The sequence below is a fragment of the Drancourtella sp. An12 genome, from assembly GCF_002160935.1.
Lineage (GTDB): Bacteria > Bacillota > Clostridia > Lachnospirales > Lachnospiraceae > Sellimonas > Sellimonas catena.
Genome location: NZ_NFLO01000001.1, coordinates 414474 through 432002 on the forward strand (window position 1 = coordinate 414474; position 17529 = coordinate 432002).

The window sequence follows — 17529 nt, forward strand, 5'->3', positions numbered from 1 at the left end:
AAGAGTGGAATAGTATATGAGACTGTTTATAGCGATTCAATTATCAGAGGACATGAAAAGGGCTCTGACAGCCTGCATGAATGATTTGAAAAAACAGGGAGTGACCGGCAATTATGTACCGGCGCAGAACCTGCATCTGACATTGGCATTTATTGGAGAATATGATAAGCCGGAGCGGATAAAGGATGCTATAAACAGTATTCCGCTGCCCCGGCTTCGTCTGAAACTTTCCGAGAAAGGAAAGTTTGGAGATCTTCTGTGGGCGGGAATTCAGGAAAACCAGAAATTGAATACATATGTGAAGGACCTGCGGGCAGCCTTGAAAGAAGCAGGAATTCCTTATGCGCACGGCAAGTTTATCCCGCACATCACTCTGATCCGAAAGTCCGCATCGAAGAAGCCATATCAGGTGAATTTGCGAAAAGCGGAGATGAGCGTAGAGAGGGTATCGCTTATGAAGTCGGAAAGAAAGAATGGGAAGATGGTTTACCAGGAGATATAGGAGCGGTTTTGATCATAATACAAGAATGAAGTAGATGGCAAAAGAGTTTGTGGGTTGAGTTAATGCTGGCAAGTCCTTATGAATGATTACCTAAAAAATAGTATATGAATATTATATTGCCTTGCAGAAATGATAAAATAATGATAAGATTAAGATAATAAAAGATGGAAATTGCGATAAGAAAGGAGAGGTTACTATGATACAGATCAGACCTGTTTCGGATTTGCGAAATAAATTTCCTGAGATTGAAATGCTCGTCAATGAGGGGCAGCCGGTATATTTGACAAAAAATGGATATGGGGCAATGGTTGTGCTTAGTTTGGAGGAATATGCAAGTCTTGTAGACAATGTGGAGATGAAACTGGATGAGGCGGACAAAATGGCAGAAACTAAGGAAGAAAGACTAAGCCATGAGGATGTGTTCAGAAACGTTAGAGGTGCAATCCATGGCAAATAAAAAATACAGACTCCAATATCTTCCTTTATTTGAGCAGGATTTGGTGCAGACGGTGAGTTACATTACAAATGTGCTAAAAAATCCCGATGCAGCGGAAAAACTTGCGAATGATGTAGAAGCGGCAATATTGGAACGTTTGGATCATCCATTGATGTTTGAACCTTATCCCTCTGCAAAAAAGAGAAAATATCCATATTATCGGATTTATGTGCGGAATTATGTGATTTATTATGTGGTTATTGGAGATGTAATGGAAGTTCGGAGATTCCTTTATGGAGCCAGAGATACGGACAGATATTTGTAGAAATAACGAGGAAGTCTCTTTTATCCGAATGTATGAATGATGACGATTTTCTCTGCATACATTGTAAAAATAGTGAGTGTAGAGGAAATCTATGAAGGAATATATCGAGGAGAGGGCGGTAGAGATCGCACATTACATCATTGATCATAATGCAACAGTGAGGCAGACGGCAAAAGAGTTCGGAGTGAGTAAAAGTACCATACATAAAGATGTCACCGAGCGTCTGCGGCAGATCAATCCCCAGCTTGCCGGTGAAGCGAGAAAGGTACTGGATTTAAACAAATCTGAGCGCCATATCCGGGGAGGCATGGCAACGCGCGAAAAATATAAAGGAAAGCATATGTATTAAAAGAGAGCTGATGTTTTTGGCTAAATAGGGTCAAAGGCATTGGCTCTTTTATTTTTGCAAATAGACTTGTGGTGATGGACAAGAAGCCGGATGATAAGAGATGGAAGTTTTAGCGAGGTGAGAAAAAGTTACAATAAAGATAAAAGAATGGAATAGAAATGGTTTCGTAATTATCAATTTTATAATTTATAAGTAAATATATGAGAAAATTTCTCATATATTGTTTGCAAAAATGCAAAATGGAATATAATAGATGGTGAAAAGAAATATGAAATGGAGGAGGTAACTGTTATGCTATGCCAATTTACAGTCAAAAATTACAAGAGTATTCGAGATGAAGTAACATTCGACATGCAGGCTGCGGCTATTTCTGAACATGAAGATAGAATAATAAGAGATAAAGATGGAGAAATATTTTTGCCTGTTTTTGCAATATATGGCCCAAATGGCGGAGGAAAATCCAATGTATTGGAAGCGCTGCATACATTAGCAGTAAAAGTGCTTCGTCCTTTATATGCAACTGGAGACAATGAAGAACGTATTTTTCTTCAGAAAAAAATGATAATAGAACCATTTGCCTTTTCAGAGGAAACTAAAAGCGAGCCCACGGAATTTGAAATCTTTTTTCGCACAGAATTAGCAGAATATAGATATATACTGCATGTGAAAAGAGAGGTGGTTGTCTATGAAAGACTTGATCGGGTAAAAATGGATACAGGTAGACGGTCCGCTCTTTTTGAACGTGGCGAAGAAATTATGTTAAAAGGTGCGTTTGCGAAGTTAAAGATCAGTGATGAGCTGTCTGAAACACTTCCATTATTATCTTATCTTGGAATTACTTATAAAAAGAATGAGGTAGTAAAAGACGTTTTGGAATGGTTTGAATATGGAATCGATTTCTTGAACTATGGGAATCCAATGGAAGAACTTCGTATGGCAGTATCCAGTTCGGAAGCTGTAAAACACTTGATGTTGCAGATGATCCAGGAGATGGATTTAGATATTGTAGATTTTCGTGTAGTCAAGGATGAAAATGATAGAATTGATGTATATACAAAACATATGGTAGGAGACCGTGAAACGGAATTAAATTTGCTGGAAGAGTCCAGTGGAACAAAGAAATTATTCGGTTTGATGCCTTTTATTGCAGATAGTTTATTGTCAGGAACTACCTTGGTAATTGACGAATTAGATGCCAAGATACATCCGGTATTGTTACGCTATATTATTATGATGTTCAGTAATATGAGCATTAATAAAAAGAAGGCACAATTAATCTTTACCTCTCATGATTTATCCACAATGAATAGTGAGGTATTTCGCCGGGATGAAATATGGTTTGTGGCAAAAGGAAATTCTCAGAATTCCCAATTGTACTCCTTGGTAGAGTTTAAAAATGAAAAAGGTGAATCTGTCCGTAAAGACGCAAAATTTGATAAGCAGTATCTGGAAGGTAAATATGGTGCAGATCCGTATCTTAAGCGAATCATAGATTGGGGGAAGGTTAATGCCTAAAAAAGCCAGAACGGAATCTTGGAGAAAAAAGCGTCGCCAGGAGCACTTGGAAATGAAAATTTGTAAAAATACGAAAGGAGAAATGCAAGGTGTATGATATCTCTATTATAGGTGCTGCGATTATTGATATTCTTGCTGCACCGGTAAGTGAAACAGTATTTTCCACCGGCTCTTGTCCGATGGACACGATTCAGATGTCTTTTGGAGGGGATGCGCTGAATGAGGCGGTGATCCTCAGCAGACTGGGAAAAAAGGTACAGCTGATCACAAAGGTTGGTGAAGACGAAGCCGGAAAGCGGGTACTGAATTTTATGGAAGAGAACCGGCTTTCTGTGGAGAGTGTGAAAATACAGAAAGACCTGGCAACGGGTATCAATATCGTTCTGATCAACGAAAAAGGGGAACGGCATTTCCTGACGAATCCGCATGGAAGCTTAAGAAAGCTGGCATTTGAAGATATCAACGGCTGTCTCGATGATGCGGCTCCGATTGTAAGTTTTGCGGGGATGTTCGTTTCTCCGCTGCTGAACATCGCAAAAATGAAACAGTTATTTGCCAGAATCAAGGGGAAAGATCGATTTTTGGCGGTGGACATGACAAAGGCGAAAAACGGAGAAACGCTGGAGGATATTGAAGAACTTCTTCCTTATATAGACTGTATCTTTCCGAATGAAGAAGAAATCGCTTTATTGACGGGCGAGCGGGATCCTTTTAAAAACGCAAAGCGTCTGGTATCATGCGGAGTAAAGACAGCGGTTGTCAAATGCGGGGCCGACGGATGTGTTGTAGCGGACAGGCAGGGCGTCCGGGCAATCCCGGCGGTTCCTGTGAAGGTATGTCTGGATACGACCGGAGCGGGCGATTCGTTTGCGGCAGGCTTCCTTTGGGGAATTGCGAACGGATGGCAGATTGACGAGTGTGCGAGGTTTGCCTGCGCGGCCGCTTCCTGTACCGTGGAAGCCTACGGGGCAGCAGGAGGAATTCATTCGCTGGAAGATGTGAGGAGAAGAATGAGATAGAAAGTAACGCTCCGCGAGATGCGCACTCGCGCAAAGCAGAAATTTGTCGCTAAAGCGACCGCGCTCGGCGCGAGAGTTCCGCAAACGGAACTCTTTGTTATTTACCGGAACACCCACAGATCTTTGATCTGTCCGCTGATCTGATCGTAATCCCACAGCTTTTTGGAATTTTTCTGGCTGTTTGGATCATTGACCTTGATCTGTCCGTTTTGATACCCGGTCAGAACGATGAAATGTCCGGTCGTTGTGAAGTCTCCAGGGCCTACGACAGCGACAATCGGATTTCCTACTTCCAGGTTATCGATGATCCGTTGCTCATCCAGCGGGATCTCTGTGACATCAAATCCAAGGGATGCTCCGCCCTCGGAGAAGAGGGTCCAGTAGGAGCCGCTTCCGTCGGAGGCATAGCCGTGGGAGGAGGCAAAATCCGCCATCCAGGCAGGATTCATATTCGTATTTCCGGTGAGGTAAATGGCCACCATGGAAAGACAGGTTGGGCCGCAGCCGCTTAAACCGAAGAGATCTCCGGCGTACTGCTTATAACCCCAGCGCTGATCCCACTGCATGAGAAGCGGGACGGAAGACGTATTCAACGTGCTCAGATCGATGGCAGGTGTTTCATCCTTTTTCGCCGGATATTCAAAGACAAAGTCTTTGGTTTCTTTATTCCGGTCATACAGATCGATCAGTGACTGCGGATAGTCGCTGATGTCGTAGCCGTTGGCAGAAGCATACCGGCTGATTTCTTCCTCGGCGGAGCCGCCAAGGAGGGAAAGGATCCCGGACACCAGTCCGGAGTCTGCGCCGGCAGAACGGTTCAGTATATAGGAGGCGCAGGCACAAAGAGCCAGAATCATGCAGAGCATAGGAAGGACAAAGTGCAGCAGGTGCCTCCGGTGTTTCCTGCGATAACGGATTGGTTTTCTTGTTCTTGTATTCATGAGAGATCATTCCTTTCTGGTAAAGTACCCAAAGTTCACATGGAAAAAGCGTGTCGGAAAATCGGAAGCGGTTTCCCTGGCACGCTTTTACTATATCAGAATGGTCGATTTGATTTTCTCGGATTCATAGACGGAAATCTGTATTTTATCCCACGAAATTCTAACGATTTCCTGACGAATATGGAAGGTCGACCCGGAAGATCACACGGTTGTCGTGACTTTCGGCAAAAATCTGGCCGCCGTGCAGTTCTACAATCTCTTTTGCAATGGCAAGACCGAGGCCTGCTCCGCCGCTTCCGGAGCCTCTGGAAGAGTCCAGACGGAAGAACTGTTCAAAAATCCGCTCCAGTTTTTCCGGCGGAATGGTGCGGCCCTCGTTTTCTACGGTGAAAGTCAGAACGCCCATGTCGACGGAAAGCCGGACATCAATGACCGTGTCCGAAAAACTGTAGTTGACCGCATTTCGCAGCAGATTGTCAAAGACACGCTGCAGTTTGTCAGGATCACAGAGGAACTCCAGATTCTGTGGAGCGTGGAAAGAATATTCCAGGTTCTTTTCGGCAAACATCGGGGCAAACTCATAAAGGGTCTGCTCCAGCATCCGTGTCAGATTGATCCGGCTCAGATCCAGCGTCAGATGGGTCAGATTAAACCGGGTAATGTCGAAGAACTCATTGATCAGGTCCTCCAGCCGCTCCGCCTTTTCAAGAGCAACGCCCAGATATTTCTCCTGAAGTGCAGGGGAAATTTCCCTTTCATCATGAAGAAGCGTCAGATATCCGATCACGGAGGTGAGCGGCGTCTTCAGGTCATGAGCCAAATAGACGACCAGGTCGTTTTTTCGCTGTTCAGCCTCGTTGGCGGCCTTCCTGCTTTCGATGATATCAAGCCGTACCTCATTCATATGAAGGGCGGCTTCCCGCAGGTCATCGGACATAACGACAGGTTCCTCCTGATTTTTCCAGAGGCTGTCGGAGGCTGTCAGAAGCTCATCCAGATAGGCACAGGATTTAGAGAGATAACGGTATCCGAAAATAAGAGCGCCGATGAGCAGATATAAAATCATAAAGAGTTCGTGGAAACGCTCCAATGTGGATATCACGATATAAAAAGTCTCATACCCGTACCATATTCTCGTGTGATAATACCAGTATATAAGAAGGAACAGAAACCCGCCGATTCCTGCATAGAGCAGGCAGGAAAAAATAAAGCGGTATAAAAGTCTGCGGCGGAGCTGTTCGGAAAGTTGATTCGTTGTCTGTTTATTCAATTTGATACCCCACTCCCCATACAGTTTTAATGTATTTCGGCTTCCGGCCGGAGTCTTTCATCTTCTCACGGAGCCGGCCGATGTGAGCCATGACCGTATTGTTATTATCAAGAAATTTTTCTCCCCAGACCTGCTCGAAGAGTTCCTCAGAGGAAACGACACGACCTTTGTTTTCGCACAGATACCATAGGATGGAAAATTCGATCGGTGTCAGAGACAGCGGGCTGCCGTTTAAGGAACATTTGTGAGAATCCTTATCAATGCTTAATCCCCGGATGTCGATACAGGAATCGGCGGCTGCATCCAAGGAAGAATCCGCCGGCGCGGCTTTTGGATTGTAGCGCTCAAAGCGGCGGAGCTGGGTCTTGACCCTTGCCACCAGTTCCAGAGGATTGAACGGTTTTGTAATATAATCATCGGCTCCAATGGTGAGACCGAGAATCTTGTCAGTATCCTCTGTTCTTGCGGTCAGCATGATGACAGGATAAAAATGCTCCTTCCGGATCTCCTGACAGAGTTTGTAGCCGTCAATGTCGGGAAGCATGACATCCAGAATCGCAAGAGACAGTTCTTCTTTCCGGATACAGTCAAGCGCATCTTTTCCATTGTAACATTTCAGGACTTCCATCCCCTCATTGGAAAGATAGACTTCCACCAGATCGGCAATGGCCTGTTCGTCGTCCACAATCAGTATTTTCCTTTTCATAACATTCCATCTCCTGTTTTTTATACTGATAAAATCCTTGCACAGAAATAGAAAACTGTCAAGAAGAGAGAGAAAAAGAGGTGAGGAATATAGAAAAAGTAGACAAAAACCATGGTACGAAATTGTGAAAAGTTACGTAAATGAACAAAAAGGGACTCGAGTCCTTTTTTATATGTTAAATTCCGGTTAAGATGCAAGTAAAGACGAACGAAATGAGGACAAGCCGGTATTTTTTTTGTGTAAAAATGAGAACGGATGTCCATATTACAGGTAAGGGAAAGCGAGGTATGATTATGAATTATTCAGAAAACCCGAATAAACAATATCACATTCAGGTAGGAAAAGGAGATGTCGGACGTTATGTGATTCTTCCGGGGGATCCAAAACGGTGTGCAAAGATCGCAAAATATTTTGATGCTCCGGTTTTGATGGCAGACAACAGAGAATATGTGACTTATACCGGATATCTGGACGGTGTGAAGGTAAGCGTGACCTCTACAGGAATCGGCGGTCCGTCCGCATCGATCGCCATGGAAGAGCTGGTTATGTCCGGGGCGGATACCTTTATCCGGATCGGAACATGCGGAGGAATGCAGCTGGATGTAAAGAGCGGGGACGTGGTAATCGCAAACGGGGCGATCCGTATGGAAGGGACGACACGGGAATACGCACCGATCGAGTTTCCGGCTGTGGCGGACATCCATCTTACCAACGCACTGATGGAATCAGCAAGGGAAATGGGAGCGCCGTACCATGTCGGCATCGTTCAGTGTAAAGATTCCTTCTATGGACAACACTCTCCGGAGCGGATGCCGGTCAGCTATGAGCTTCTGAATAAATGGGAAGCATGGAAGCGGCTTGGTTGCCTGGCTTCCGAGATGGAATCGGCGGCCCTCTTTGTTGTAGCAAGCCACTTAAGAGTGCGGGCAGGATCCTGCTTCCTCGTTGTGGCAAACCAGGAACGGGAAAAGGAAGGACTGGAAAATCCGGTAGTCCATGATACCGATATGGCAGTCCGGGTAGCAGTGGGAGCAATCCGGAAACTGATTGAAGCGGACAAAAAGGCAGGAAAATAAAGGAGGGTGCACAGATGAGTGAAACACAGATTAAGGAACTGATTGAAACAGCCATTGCTCAACTTGCCTTCTCCTACACACCGTATTCCCATTTCAAAGTCGGGGCGGCTCTGCTTGCAAAAAACGGACAGATCTACACAGGATGCAATATAGAGAATGCTGCGTACACGCCGACGAACTGTGCCGAGCGGACAGCCGTTTTCAAGGCAGTCAGCGAAGGGATCCGGGAATTTGAAGCAATCTGTATTGTAGGCGGACCGGACGGAGAACTTTTGGATTATACACCACCTTGCGGAGTGTGCAGGCAGGTCATGATGGAATTCTGTCATCCGGACGAATTTCAGATTATCCTGGCAAAGGGAAAAGATGATTATCGGATTTATAAACTGAAAGATCTGATGCCTCAGGGATTTGGACTGGGCAATCTGGAAGAAAGGTAGGAGGAATATGAAACAGGCAAAACGGGTATTTGTAATTGTGATCGATTCTCTGGGAATCGGCGTCATGCCGGACGGGGAAAAGTTTGGAGATGTAGGAGTCAACACGCTCGGACACATTTCCGAATCAGTGGAGACCTTCCGGATTCCGGCGCTGCAAAAGCTTGGAATCGCAAATCTGACACAGCTTCGCCAGGTGCCGGCAGTAGAAAATCCACTTGGATACCAGGCGGCACTCCGGGAAAGAAGTAACGGAAAGGATACGATGACCGGACACTGGGAGATCATGGGAGTGGAGACGAAAAAGCCGTTCAAGACATTTACAGAACACGGATTTCCGAAGGAACTGATCGACGAACTGGAAAAACGGACCGGACACAAAGTGATTGGAAACAAGAGTGCCAGTGGAACGGAGATTATAGAGGAACTTGGAGAAGAAGAAATCGCAACCGGACATATGATTGTGTATACTTCAGCGGACTCGGTGCTTCAGATCTGTGGAAATGAAGAGACCTTTGATTTACAGGAACTGTACCGTTGCTGCGAAATTGCAAGAGAACTGACGATGAAAGAAGAGTGGAGAGTCGGAAGAGTCATTGCAAGACCGTATGTCGGAAAGAAACGGGGCGAGTTTGAACGGACGAGCAACCGTCATGACTATGCGTTGAAGCCTCCGGTAAAGACGGCGCTGAATGTACTTCAGGACAATGGTTTCGATGTGGTTTCCGTTGGAAAGATCAAGGACATTTTCGACGGAGAAGGCATTACGGAAGCATACAAATCCAAATCCTCCGTACACGGAATGGAGCAGACCATCGAGCTTGCAGACAAAGATTTCCGCGGACTCTGCTTTGTCAATCTGGTAGATTTCGACGCAAAGTGGGGACACAGAAGAGACCCGGAAGGGTATGCGAAAGAGCTGGAGATGTTTGATGAAAAATTAGCGGTTTTGCTGGAAAAGCTAAGAGAGGACGATCTTTTAATCATCACGGCGGACCATGGAAATGACCCGACTTACACAGGAACCGACCACACTCGGGAGAAAGTACCGTTCCTTGCGTATTCCAGATCCATGGAAGGAAACGGAATGCTGCCGGAACAGGATACCTTTGCGGTGATCGGCGCGACGATCCTGGACAATTTCGGGCTGTCCATGCCGGAGGAGACAATCGGAACTTCCCTGCTTTCCTGTTTAAAATAAACACCATTCTACAAAAAAAGGAGGAAAAGAAGACATGAAAAGAATGAAAAAGCTTGCCGCGTTGTTTCTGGTAATCTGCATGGCGGTTTCCGTGATCGGATGCGGACCTTCCAAGTCCAGCCAGGGTACCGGGAATTCTGATTACCGTGTGGCCATGATCACGGACAGCGGCGACATAACAGACCAGTCTTTTAACCAGACAACTTACGAAGCATGTCTTGAGTACTGTACGGATAACAACATTGACTTTACCTACAAAAAGCCGGACGGAGATACGGATTATGCCCGGATTGCCATGATTGATGTGGCGGTAGCGGAAGGCTACAACATCATCGTCATGCCGGGATACATTTTTGCTCCGGCGCTGGTAGAAGTTACTTACAAATATCCTGATGTCAAATTTATTGCGCTGGATATGACGGCAGGAGATATCATTGCGGCAGCAGTCGGAAGCAAATACTATGACAATCCGGACGCATATGAAGCAGCCGATTATTACAACACTGAAAACACATACTGCGCGGTGTATCAGGAAGAAATCCCTGGATATATGGCAGGGTACGCGGCTGTGAAGCTTGGTTACCGGAAACTCGGTTTCCTCGGCGGTCAGGCGGTACCGGCAGTTATGAGATACGGATTCGGTTATGTACAGGGAATCAATGATGCGGCAAAAGAACTTGGAATTACCGATCAGATTGAAGTTGAGTATGCGTACGGCGGACAGTTCTATGGTTCCACAGAGGTAACAGCGGCGATGGATACCTGGTACAGCCAGGGAACGGAGATCGTCTTTGCATGCGGCGGCGGTATCTTTACCTCTGCGGCAGAAGCTGCTTCAAAAGTGGGCGGAAAGATGATCGGCGTGGACAGCGACCAGTCCCCGATTATTGATGCGTACGGAGAAGGAATGACGGTAACATCCGCAATGAAAGGGCTGGGAGCAACCGTAAAGGCGATGCTGGATTCCATCATTGTGACAAATACCTGGGAAGAACATGTCGGAAAGATCGAAAATCTTGGACTTGTGTCAGGAACGGATATGGATGTCAATTACGTAGGGCTTCCGGAAGATACGACACAGTGGAACGAAAACTTTACCGTGGACGATTACCATGAACTGGTACGGAAAATCTATGACGGGGAAATTACTATTGATAATTCCACCGAAAAGATGCCGGAAGTATCTGTCAAGGTAAACGAAAGACAAGGATCGATCATGTAAAAGATACCGGAAGGAGGAAGCAAAAATGGGAGAATATGCAGTGGAAATGCTTCACATCACCAAGAGATTTCCTGGGATTGTGGCAAACGATGACATTACGCTTCAGTTGAAAAAAGGCGAGATCCACGCGCTCCTCGGGGAAAACGGAGCGGGGAAATCCACGTTGATGAGCGTGTTATTCGGACTGTATCAGGCGGAAGAAGGAGAAATCCGCAAAGACGGGAAAAAAGTAGAAATCAAAAATCCGAACGACGCCAACGCACTTGGAATCGGAATGGTGCACCAGCACTTCAAACTGGTGGAATGTTTTTCTGTGCTGGATAATATCATTCTCGGCGCAGAGCCGGTACAGGGCGGATTTCTGAAAAAGGATGACGCAAGGAAAAAGGTAATGGAACTGTCAAACCGGTATCATCTGCAGATTGATCCGGACGCCAAAGTGGAGAATATCACGGTCGGAATGCAGCAGAGAACGGAAATTTTAAAAATGCTGTACCGGGACAATGAGATTCTGATTTTTGATGAACCGACGGCAGTGCTGACCGTGCAGGAGATCGAGGAACTGATGCAGATCATGAAGGGACTTGCAAAGGAAGGAAAGAGTATCCTTTTCATTTCCCACAAGCTCAACGAGATCATGGAAGTTTCTGACCGCTGTACGGTTTTAAGAAAAGGAAAATACGTCGGAACTGTCGAAACAAAAGACACGACGCCGGAGAAGCTTTCCGCCATGATGGTAGGAAGAAATGTCTCCTTTAAAGTAGAGAAAAAACCGGCCGAGCCTGGCGACGTGGTGCTGGATGTGAAGGACATGACCGTTGCCGGACAGAATAAAAAGGATGCGGTGCAGGATGTCAGCTTCCAGGTACGTAAAGGCGAGATCGTCTGCATTACCGGAATCGACGGAAACGGCCAGACAGAACTTGTTTACGGACTTTCCGGTCTGGAGCCGTTAAAGAGCGGAAGCATCCATATGAACGGAAAAGATATTACAAAAGCATCTGTCAGGGAACGCTCCACTTCCGGAATGAGTCACATTCCGGAAGACCGGCATAAGCACGGACTGGTTCTGGATTATTCTCTGGAGGACAATCTGGTGCTGCAGCGCTACTTTGAACCGCAGTTTACAAGCAAGGCCGGACTGATGAAGCGAAAAGAAATCCGGGAATACTCGGACCGCCTGATCGAAGAGTACGATATCCGTTCCGGACAGGGATCCTCTACTATCGTACGTTCCATGTCGGGAGGAAATCAGCAGAAGGCGATCATTGCAAGAGAGATCGACAAGAATCCGGATCTTCTGATTGCAGTGCAGCCGACACGGGGAGTCGACATCGGAGCAATTGAATCGATTCACAGGCAGCTGATCGAGCAGCGGGATGCCGGAAAGGCAGTCCTTCTGGTCAGCCTGGAACTGGATGAAGTCATGGATGTGCCGGACCGGATTCTCGTCATGTATGAAGGAAGACTTGTCGGGGAATTCAAACCGGATGAAGTGACGGTGGAAGAACTTGGTCTTTATATGACCGGCGCCAAGAAACAGGAGGTGTAGCATATGAATACAAAAAATGAAAAGAAACGGTTCCTGGAGATCGGCGGCGTACAGACGGTCATAGCGTCTCTGATCTGTATTATCCTTGGCCTTCTGGTAGGTTATATTGTGCTGCTGTGCATCAATCCGGCCGGAGCCTGGGATGCGATGACATCTATTTTAAAGAACTTCCTGTATTTCCCGAGACCGGAAGTTGCACTGGAATATTTCGGAAGCACCCTTGCCAAAACGGCGCCGCTTCTGATGTGTACCCTGTCCATCCTTTTTGCCTACAAGGTAGGGCTCTTTAACATTGGAGCTTCCGGACAGTACGCGGTAGGAGCAGGACTTGCCCTTTACCTGGCGCTTGCGTATCAGATGCCTTGGTATGTCTGCATGATCGCAGCCATGATCGGCGGAGGACTGCTCGGAGGAATCGCCGGAATCTTAAAGGCATACTTAAATGTAAACGAAGTTATCGCCGGAATCATGCTCAACTGGATCAGCCTTTACAGCGTCAACATGCTTCTGACGAACGTCAAGGAATCCAGTACGACCTATACGATGGCGCTTAAGACAAACAGCCCGGACGCCCTGATTCCGAGTCTTGGCCTGGACAAGCTGTTTTCTGACAACCGGTATGTGACGATTGCCATTCCGCTTGCAGTCATCATCGCCATTCTCGTATGGGTAGTCATGAGCAAGACAAAACTTGGATACGAATTAAAAGCAACCGGACTGAATAAAAATGCTGCAAAATATGCAGGTATGAAAGAAAAGAGAAACATGATCCTTACCATGGTGATCGCAGGATGCCTCGCAGGTCTTGGAGCTGCATTCCTTTACTTAAGCGGAATCGAGCAGTGGTCCTGTGCACAGACGGCAGTCCCGGCTATGGGATTCAACGGAATCGCGGCAGCCTTCCTCGGAGGCCTGAACCCGATCGGAAGTATTTTCTCAGCATTTTTCATCCAGCACATTACAAGCGGCGGATCCTATGTGGACAAGATGGTATACTGTGCGCAGATCTCCGATCTGATCTCGGCAATCATCATTTACTTCTGCGGTTTTGTATTATTCTTTAAATACTGCATGAACAGAAAAGCAAAGAAATAGGGAAGGAGGAAGAACATATGGCACTCTTATTACAATATACATTGATCTATGCATCAGTACTGATGCTTGTGGCCCTTGGCGGATGCTTTTCTGAACGAAGCGGTGTGATCAACCTGGGGCTGGAAGGGACCATGGTCATCGGTGCCCTCGGCGGCGCCCTGGTGATGAAGTATATGGGAGATCTTCCGGCAGCGCTGATGATTCTGGCGGTTGTCCTTGGAAGTGTGATCTTTGGTATGATCTACTCCCTTCTGCTTGCAGTATCGGCCATCAACTTTAAGGCGGACCAGACACTGGTCGGAACAGCCATGAACCTTCTTGGAACAGCGGCGGCCACTGTCATTGTGAAGGCAATCAACATGGGAGAAAATGTAAACAATGTTTCCTCTTCCATTCAGTATATCGATCAGAGGAAAGCATTCTCGGCATTTAAAATCGGAAACTTTGAAGTAAGCTGGTTTATGATCCTGGCTGTCATCCTTCTGATCGTTGCGCACGTGGTTCTCTATAAAACCCGGTTTGGACTGAGACTGCGGGCGTGCGGCGAGCATCCGCAGGCAGCGGATTCCGTCGGAATCAACGTATACAAAATGCGTTATGCGGGCGTCCTGATTTCCGGATTCTTCGGAGGTCTGGGAGGAATCGTCTACATCACAGCAGGTGTCAGCGAATGGAAATTTGAAAACGGTGTGGCAGGATTCGGATTCCTTGCCCTTGCGGTTATGATCTTCGGACAGTGGGAGCCGAAGCTGATCGGACTGGCAGCGCTTCTGTTCGGTCTGTTCCGTGCACTGTCCAACGTGTACTCCGGATTCGACATTCTGGAAGCACTCAATATCCCAAGCGCCGTTTACAACATGCTTCCATACATTATTTCCCTTGTGGTGCTGGCCCTGTTCTCAAGGAACTCCAGAGCACCAAAAGCGGAAGGAATCCCTTACGATAAGGGACAACGATAACAGACGGAAATTCAGAGCAAGGAGAGCACAACATGGAACGATTTGCGATCAGAGGACAGATCTGCTATAGTGAAAATCAAAAGACAATCCGCACCATCGAGCATGGTTACGTTGTGTGCGAAGACGGAAAAAGCATCGGAGTATTTGAAACGCTTCCGGAAAAATGGAGCGGGATTCCCTGCCACGATTACGGCGACCGGCTGATCATTCCGGGACTGATTGACCTGCATGTCCATGCACCCCAGTACCCTTTCCGGGGACTGGGGATGGACCAGGAACTGATCGACTGGCTGAATACCCATACCTTCCCGGAAGAGGAAAAGTATCAGGATCCGGAATACGCAAAAAAGGCGTATACCATCTTTCTGGATGATCTGCTTCACAGCGCGACAACGAGGGCCTGCGTTTTTGGCACCTGCCATCCGGACGCTACACTCTGGCTCATGGAACAGATGGAGGTGGCAGGACTTGCGGGCTATGTAGGAAAGGTCAATATGGACCGGAACAGCCCGGAAGGTCTGTGTGAGGAAAGCGCCAAAGCATCCGCGGAAGCGACAGAGAACTGGATTCTGGCCGCAAAGAATCTTTCCAATGTCAGACCAATCCTGACGCCAAGATTTATTCCAACCTGTTCCGATGAATTGATGGAACTGCTCTCCGGGCTTCAGAAACAATACGATCTGCCGATGCAGTCCCATCTCTCGGAAAATTTAAGCGAAATCGACTGGGTCAAAGAACTGCAGCCAAAGGCGTCCTGCTACGGGGATGCCTACCGGATCCACGGTCTGTTTGGCGGAGACTGCCCGACCATCATGGCACACTGCGTGTACAGTGGGGAAGAGGAAATCCGGATGATGAAAGAGCAGGGCGTCTTCATCGCCCACTGTCCGGAATCCAATGCAAACCTCTCCTCCGGAATCGCACCGGCGAGGAAATACATGGAACTGGGGATGCAGATGGGACTTGGCACCGATGTGGCGGCCGGCTCCTCGATCTCTTTGTTCCGGGCGATGGCCATGGCCATCCAGTGTTCGAAGCTTCGATGGAGACTCATCGATCAAAGTCTGGCGCATCTGACTGTGGAAGAAGTCTTTTACCTGGCGACCAAAGGCGGCGGTGCTTTCTTTGGAAAGGCTGGAAGCCTGGAAGAAGGGTACGAGTTTGACGCGGTTGTGATCGACGACCGCAAGATCCGGCACGCCCGTCCGCTTTCCGTCCGGGAAAGGCTGGAGAGACTGATCTATCTGGACGGGGATGCCAGGGTGGAAGCAAAATATATCAAAGGGAAACAGGTAATCTGACAAAGCGGGCTTTTCGTGTGCCGCTGTACCAAAAGAGAACGGTAGGTGGGAAGGAATGGAAAACAAATATCTGGCAAAGATTCTGCCGTTTTTAAATGAAATTGAAGAGGACAGAAGAAAACAGTTTGAAGAGTATTTCCGGACAGTGCCCATGTGGCTGATGGACACCTTTGTGGTGGAAGAGCTGGAAAAAGGGACGGTTTTCGTACAGGAGGGAGAGCCTGCAGACATGATTTTCTTTATCGGGAAAGGTCTGATCAAAGCCACTGATTATCGGATTTACGGAATCAACTATGATTTTACTATGTTTGACAAGGTCTATGCATTCGGCGGAATGGAGGTCATCATCAATCTGGACAAGTACCAGACAACCCTCCAGACGGTGACAGAGTGTACCGTACTGAAAATACCGAAAGAAGGGTTCAAGAAATGGCTGGATTCGGATATAGTCGCTCTGCAGCAGGAGAGCCGGCTGATGGGCGAATATCTTCTGGAACAGGCCAGAGACAGCCGGATGCTTCTGTTTTTACAGGGAGCGGACCGGGTAGCCTTCCTTCTGATGAAACGGTACCGCAAATATGCCCAGGGCGGCGTCCTGAGGATGAAGGGCGACCGGCAGGAACTGTCGGATTTCACGGGACTCTGTGTGAAGACAATCAGCCGTTCCATCAAGAAATTCAAGGAAAACGGGATGATTACGACACAGGGAAGCAATATCATGATTAACTATGAACAATACCGCAGAATGGAGGAGATGATCTCCGGAATTCTGGCGGAGGACTTATAAAGGAGTGGATCAAAGATGGAAAAGAAATTACAGACCTGTCTTGCAAGTATTCGCGAAAAGACAGATTTCAAACCGGAAGTGGCATTGATTCTCGGAAGCGGACTGGGAGATTATGCAGACGGAATTCAGATTGAAACGACCGTGGATTACACCGAAATCGAGGGATTCCCGGTATCCACAGTAACAGGACATAAAGGACGCTTCGTCTTTGGATATGTAGGAGATGTGCCGGTTGTCATCATGCAGGGCCGGGTTCACTATTACGAAGGTTACCCGATGTCCGACGTGGTTCTTCCTACCCGCCTGATGGGCCTTCTGGGGGCGAAAAAGCTGCTCCTTACCAATGCGGCCGGCGGAATCAACGAAAACTTCCGCCCGGGCGATTTCATGATGCTGACCGACCACATTGCCACAGGCGTGCCAAGTCCGCTGATTGGACCGAATCTGGACGAACTGGGACCTCGATTCCCGGATATGAGCGAAGTATACAGCCACAGGATCCGGGACGTAATCCGGAATGCCGCATCCGAGTGCGGAATTGACCTGAAAGAGGGCGTGTACGTTCAGCTTACCGGACCAAATTATGAGACGCCGGCCGAAGTACGGATGTGCAAAATCTGGGGCGGAGACGCTGTCGGCATGAGCACGGCCTGCGAGGCAATGGCCGCACGCCATATGGGCATGGAGATCGGAGGAATCTCCTGCATCACCAACCTGGCAGCCGGTATCAGTAAGGAAAAACTGGATCACAAAGAAGTGCAGGAGACTGCAGACCGCGTTTCCAAAGACTTCAAACGACTGGTAACAAAGATTATCGAAACGATATAAAACGAATT

General features: G+C 47.3%; 19 protein-coding genes. 16 read left to right on the forward strand and 3 right to left on the reverse strand.

The window, feature by feature from the left end; genetic code table 11:
- The first annotated feature begins 16 nt into the window (after positions 1 to 16).
- The 6 genes from thpR (at position 17) to B5E64_RS02065 (ending at position 4146) form a co-directional block, all read left to right on the forward strand.
- On the forward strand, positions 17 to 502 hold the full coding sequence (gene thpR / locus B5E64_RS02040) for an RNA 2',3'-cyclic phosphodiesterase (protein WP_087166844.1): 486 nt from the start codon (positions 17 to 19) through the stop codon (positions 500 to 502).
- 196 nt (positions 503 to 698) lie between these two features.
- Positions 699 to 959, forward strand: coding sequence for a type II toxin-antitoxin system prevent-host-death family antitoxin (locus B5E64_RS02045; protein WP_087166845.1), 261 nt, complete (start codon positions 699 to 701; stop codon positions 957 to 959).
- Positions 949 to 1263: a type II toxin-antitoxin system RelE/ParE family toxin gene (locus tag B5E64_RS02050; protein ID WP_087166846.1), complete on the forward strand. Its 315-nt coding sequence runs from the start codon at positions 949 to 951 to the stop codon at positions 1261 to 1263. The genes B5E64_RS02045 and B5E64_RS02050 overlap by 11 nt, the downstream gene beginning before the upstream one ends.
- Positions 1264 to 1354: 91 nt before the next feature.
- Complete coding sequence (gene spoIIID / locus B5E64_RS02055) at positions 1355 to 1612, forward strand: sporulation transcriptional regulator SpoIIID (protein WP_087166847.1); 258 nt, start codon at positions 1355 to 1357, stop codon at positions 1610 to 1612.
- Between the two features lie 291 nt (positions 1613 to 1903).
- Positions 1904 to 3127: an ATP-binding protein gene (locus B5E64_RS02060; RefSeq protein ID WP_087166848.1), complete on the forward strand. Its 1224-nt coding sequence runs from the start codon at positions 1904 to 1906 to the stop codon at positions 3125 to 3127.
- An 89-nt stretch (positions 3128 to 3216) separates the two neighbouring features.
- Positions 3217 to 4146, forward strand: coding sequence for a carbohydrate kinase family protein (locus B5E64_RS02065; protein ID WP_158099202.1), 930 nt, complete (start codon positions 3217 to 3219; stop codon positions 4144 to 4146).
- A 101-nt stretch (positions 4147 to 4247) separates the two neighbouring features.
- Here B5E64_RS02065 and B5E64_RS02070 read toward each other — a convergent pair whose 3' ends face one another.
- The 3 genes from B5E64_RS02070 to vanR all read right to left on the reverse strand — a co-directional run bounded on the left by B5E64_RS02070 (position 4248) and on the right by vanR (position 7063).
- Entirely contained in the window at positions 4248 to 5087 is an 840-nt protein-coding gene (locus B5E64_RS02070) for a C39 family peptidase (protein WP_087166850.1), read from the reverse strand.
- Positions 5088 to 5247: 160 nt separating this feature from the next.
- Positions 5248 to 6357, reverse strand: coding sequence for a HAMP domain-containing sensor histidine kinase (locus B5E64_RS18715; protein ID WP_087166851.1), 1110 nt, complete (start codon positions 6355 to 6357; stop codon positions 5248 to 5250).
- Complete coding sequence (gene vanR, locus B5E64_RS02080) at positions 6350 to 7063, reverse strand: VanR-ABDEGLN family response regulator transcription factor (RefSeq protein ID WP_087166852.1); 714 nt, start codon at positions 7061 to 7063, stop codon at positions 6350 to 6352. The genes B5E64_RS18715 and vanR overlap by 8 nt, the downstream gene beginning before the upstream one ends.
- A 290-nt stretch (positions 7064 to 7353) precedes the next feature.
- On the opposite strand from vanR, the gene udp reads away from it, so the two are divergent.
- The 10 genes from udp to B5E64_RS02130 are packed head-to-tail and all read left to right on the forward strand — an operon-like array spanning position 7354 to position 17521.
- A complete protein-coding gene (gene udp / locus B5E64_RS02085; protein WP_087166937.1) occupies positions 7354 to 8139 on the forward strand; it encodes a uridine phosphorylase in 786 nt (261 codons plus the stop codon).
- A gap of 14 nt (positions 8140 to 8153) precedes the next feature.
- Positions 8154 to 8579: a cytidine deaminase gene (locus B5E64_RS02090; RefSeq protein ID WP_087166853.1), complete on the forward strand. Its 426-nt coding sequence runs from the start codon at positions 8154 to 8156 to the stop codon at positions 8577 to 8579.
- A gap of 7 nt (positions 8580 to 8586) precedes the next feature.
- Positions 8587 to 9777, forward strand: a complete 1191-nt coding sequence (locus tag B5E64_RS02095) for a phosphopentomutase (protein ID WP_087166854.1) — start codon at positions 8587 to 8589, stop codon at positions 9775 to 9777.
- A gap of 34 nt (positions 9778 to 9811) precedes the next feature.
- Entirely contained in the window at positions 9812 to 10999 is a 1188-nt protein-coding gene (locus B5E64_RS02100) for a BMP family ABC transporter substrate-binding protein (protein WP_330680112.1), read from the forward strand.
- Positions 11000 to 11024: 25 nt separating this feature from the next.
- On the forward strand, positions 11025 to 12551 hold the full coding sequence (locus B5E64_RS02105; protein ID WP_087166855.1) for an ABC transporter ATP-binding protein: 1527 nt from the start codon (positions 11025 to 11027) through the stop codon (positions 12549 to 12551).
- Positions 12552 to 12554: 3 nt separating this feature from the next.
- Positions 12555 to 13646 carry an ABC transporter permease gene (locus tag B5E64_RS02110; protein WP_087166856.1) on the forward strand — a complete coding sequence of 364 codons (1092 nt, stop codon included), beginning with the start codon at positions 12555 to 12557 and terminating at the stop codon, positions 13644 to 13646.
- Between the two features lie 17 nt (positions 13647 to 13663).
- Positions 13664 to 14605, forward strand: coding sequence for an ABC transporter permease (locus tag B5E64_RS02115; RefSeq protein WP_087166857.1), 942 nt, complete (start codon positions 13664 to 13666; stop codon positions 14603 to 14605).
- Positions 14606 to 14637: 32 nt separating this feature from the next.
- On the forward strand, positions 14638 to 15906 hold the full coding sequence (locus B5E64_RS02120; protein ID WP_087166858.1) for an amidohydrolase family protein: 1269 nt from the start codon (positions 14638 to 14640) through the stop codon (positions 15904 to 15906).
- 55 nt (positions 15907 to 15961) lie between these two features.
- Entirely contained in the window at positions 15962 to 16693 is a 732-nt protein-coding gene (locus B5E64_RS02125) for a Crp/Fnr family transcriptional regulator (protein WP_087166859.1), read from the forward strand.
- A gap of 15 nt (positions 16694 to 16708) precedes the next feature.
- Positions 16709 to 17521, forward strand: a complete 813-nt coding sequence (locus B5E64_RS02130; protein WP_087166860.1) for a purine-nucleoside phosphorylase — start codon at positions 16709 to 16711, stop codon at positions 17519 to 17521.
- Positions 17522 to 17529: the final 8 nt, after the last annotated feature.

Bases quoted from the DNA above. Each gene is read 5' to 3' on its own strand.
- thpR (WP_087166844.1), top strand. From the start codon at position 17: ATGAGACTGTTTATAGCGATTCAATTATCAGAGGACATGAAAAGGGCT.
- B5E64_RS02045 (WP_087166845.1), top strand. From the start codon at position 699: ATGATACAGATCAGACCTGTTTCGGATTTGCGAAATAAATTTCCTGAG.
- B5E64_RS02050 (WP_087166846.1), top strand. From the start codon at position 949: ATGGCAAATAAAAAATACAGACTCCAATATCTTCCTTTATTTGAGCAG.
- spoIIID (WP_087166847.1), top strand. From the start codon at position 1,355: ATGAAGGAATATATCGAGGAGAGGGCGGTAGAGATCGCACATTACATC.
- B5E64_RS02060 (WP_087166848.1), top strand. From the start codon at position 1,904: ATGCTATGCCAATTTACAGTCAAAAATTACAAGAGTATTCGAGATGAA.
- B5E64_RS02070 (WP_087166850.1), bottom strand. From the start codon at position 5,087: ATGAATACAAGAACAAGAAAACCAATCCGTTATCGCAGGAAACACCGG.
- vanR (WP_087166852.1), bottom strand. From the start codon at position 7,063: ATGAAAAGGAAAATACTGATTGTGGACGACGAACAGGCCATTGCCGAT.
- B5E64_RS02090 (WP_087166853.1), top strand. From the start codon at position 8,154: ATGAGTGAAACACAGATTAAGGAACTGATTGAAACAGCCATTGCTCAA.
- B5E64_RS02095 (WP_087166854.1), top strand. From the start codon at position 8,587: ATGAAACAGGCAAAACGGGTATTTGTAATTGTGATCGATTCTCTGGGA.
- B5E64_RS02100 (WP_330680112.1), top strand. From the start codon at position 9,812: ATGAAAAGAATGAAAAAGCTTGCCGCGTTGTTTCTGGTAATCTGCATG.
- B5E64_RS02105 (WP_087166855.1), top strand. From the start codon at position 11,025: ATGGGAGAATATGCAGTGGAAATGCTTCACATCACCAAGAGATTTCCT.
- B5E64_RS02110 (WP_087166856.1), top strand. From the start codon at position 12,555: ATGAATACAAAAAATGAAAAGAAACGGTTCCTGGAGATCGGCGGCGTA.
- B5E64_RS02115 (WP_087166857.1), top strand. From the start codon at position 13,664: ATGGCACTCTTATTACAATATACATTGATCTATGCATCAGTACTGATG.
- B5E64_RS02120 (WP_087166858.1), top strand. From the start codon at position 14,638: ATGGAACGATTTGCGATCAGAGGACAGATCTGCTATAGTGAAAATCAA.
- B5E64_RS02125 (WP_087166859.1), top strand. From the start codon at position 15,962: ATGGAAAACAAATATCTGGCAAAGATTCTGCCGTTTTTAAATGAAATT.
- B5E64_RS02130 (WP_087166860.1), top strand. From the start codon at position 16,709: ATGGAAAAGAAATTACAGACCTGTCTTGCAAGTATTCGCGAAAAGACA.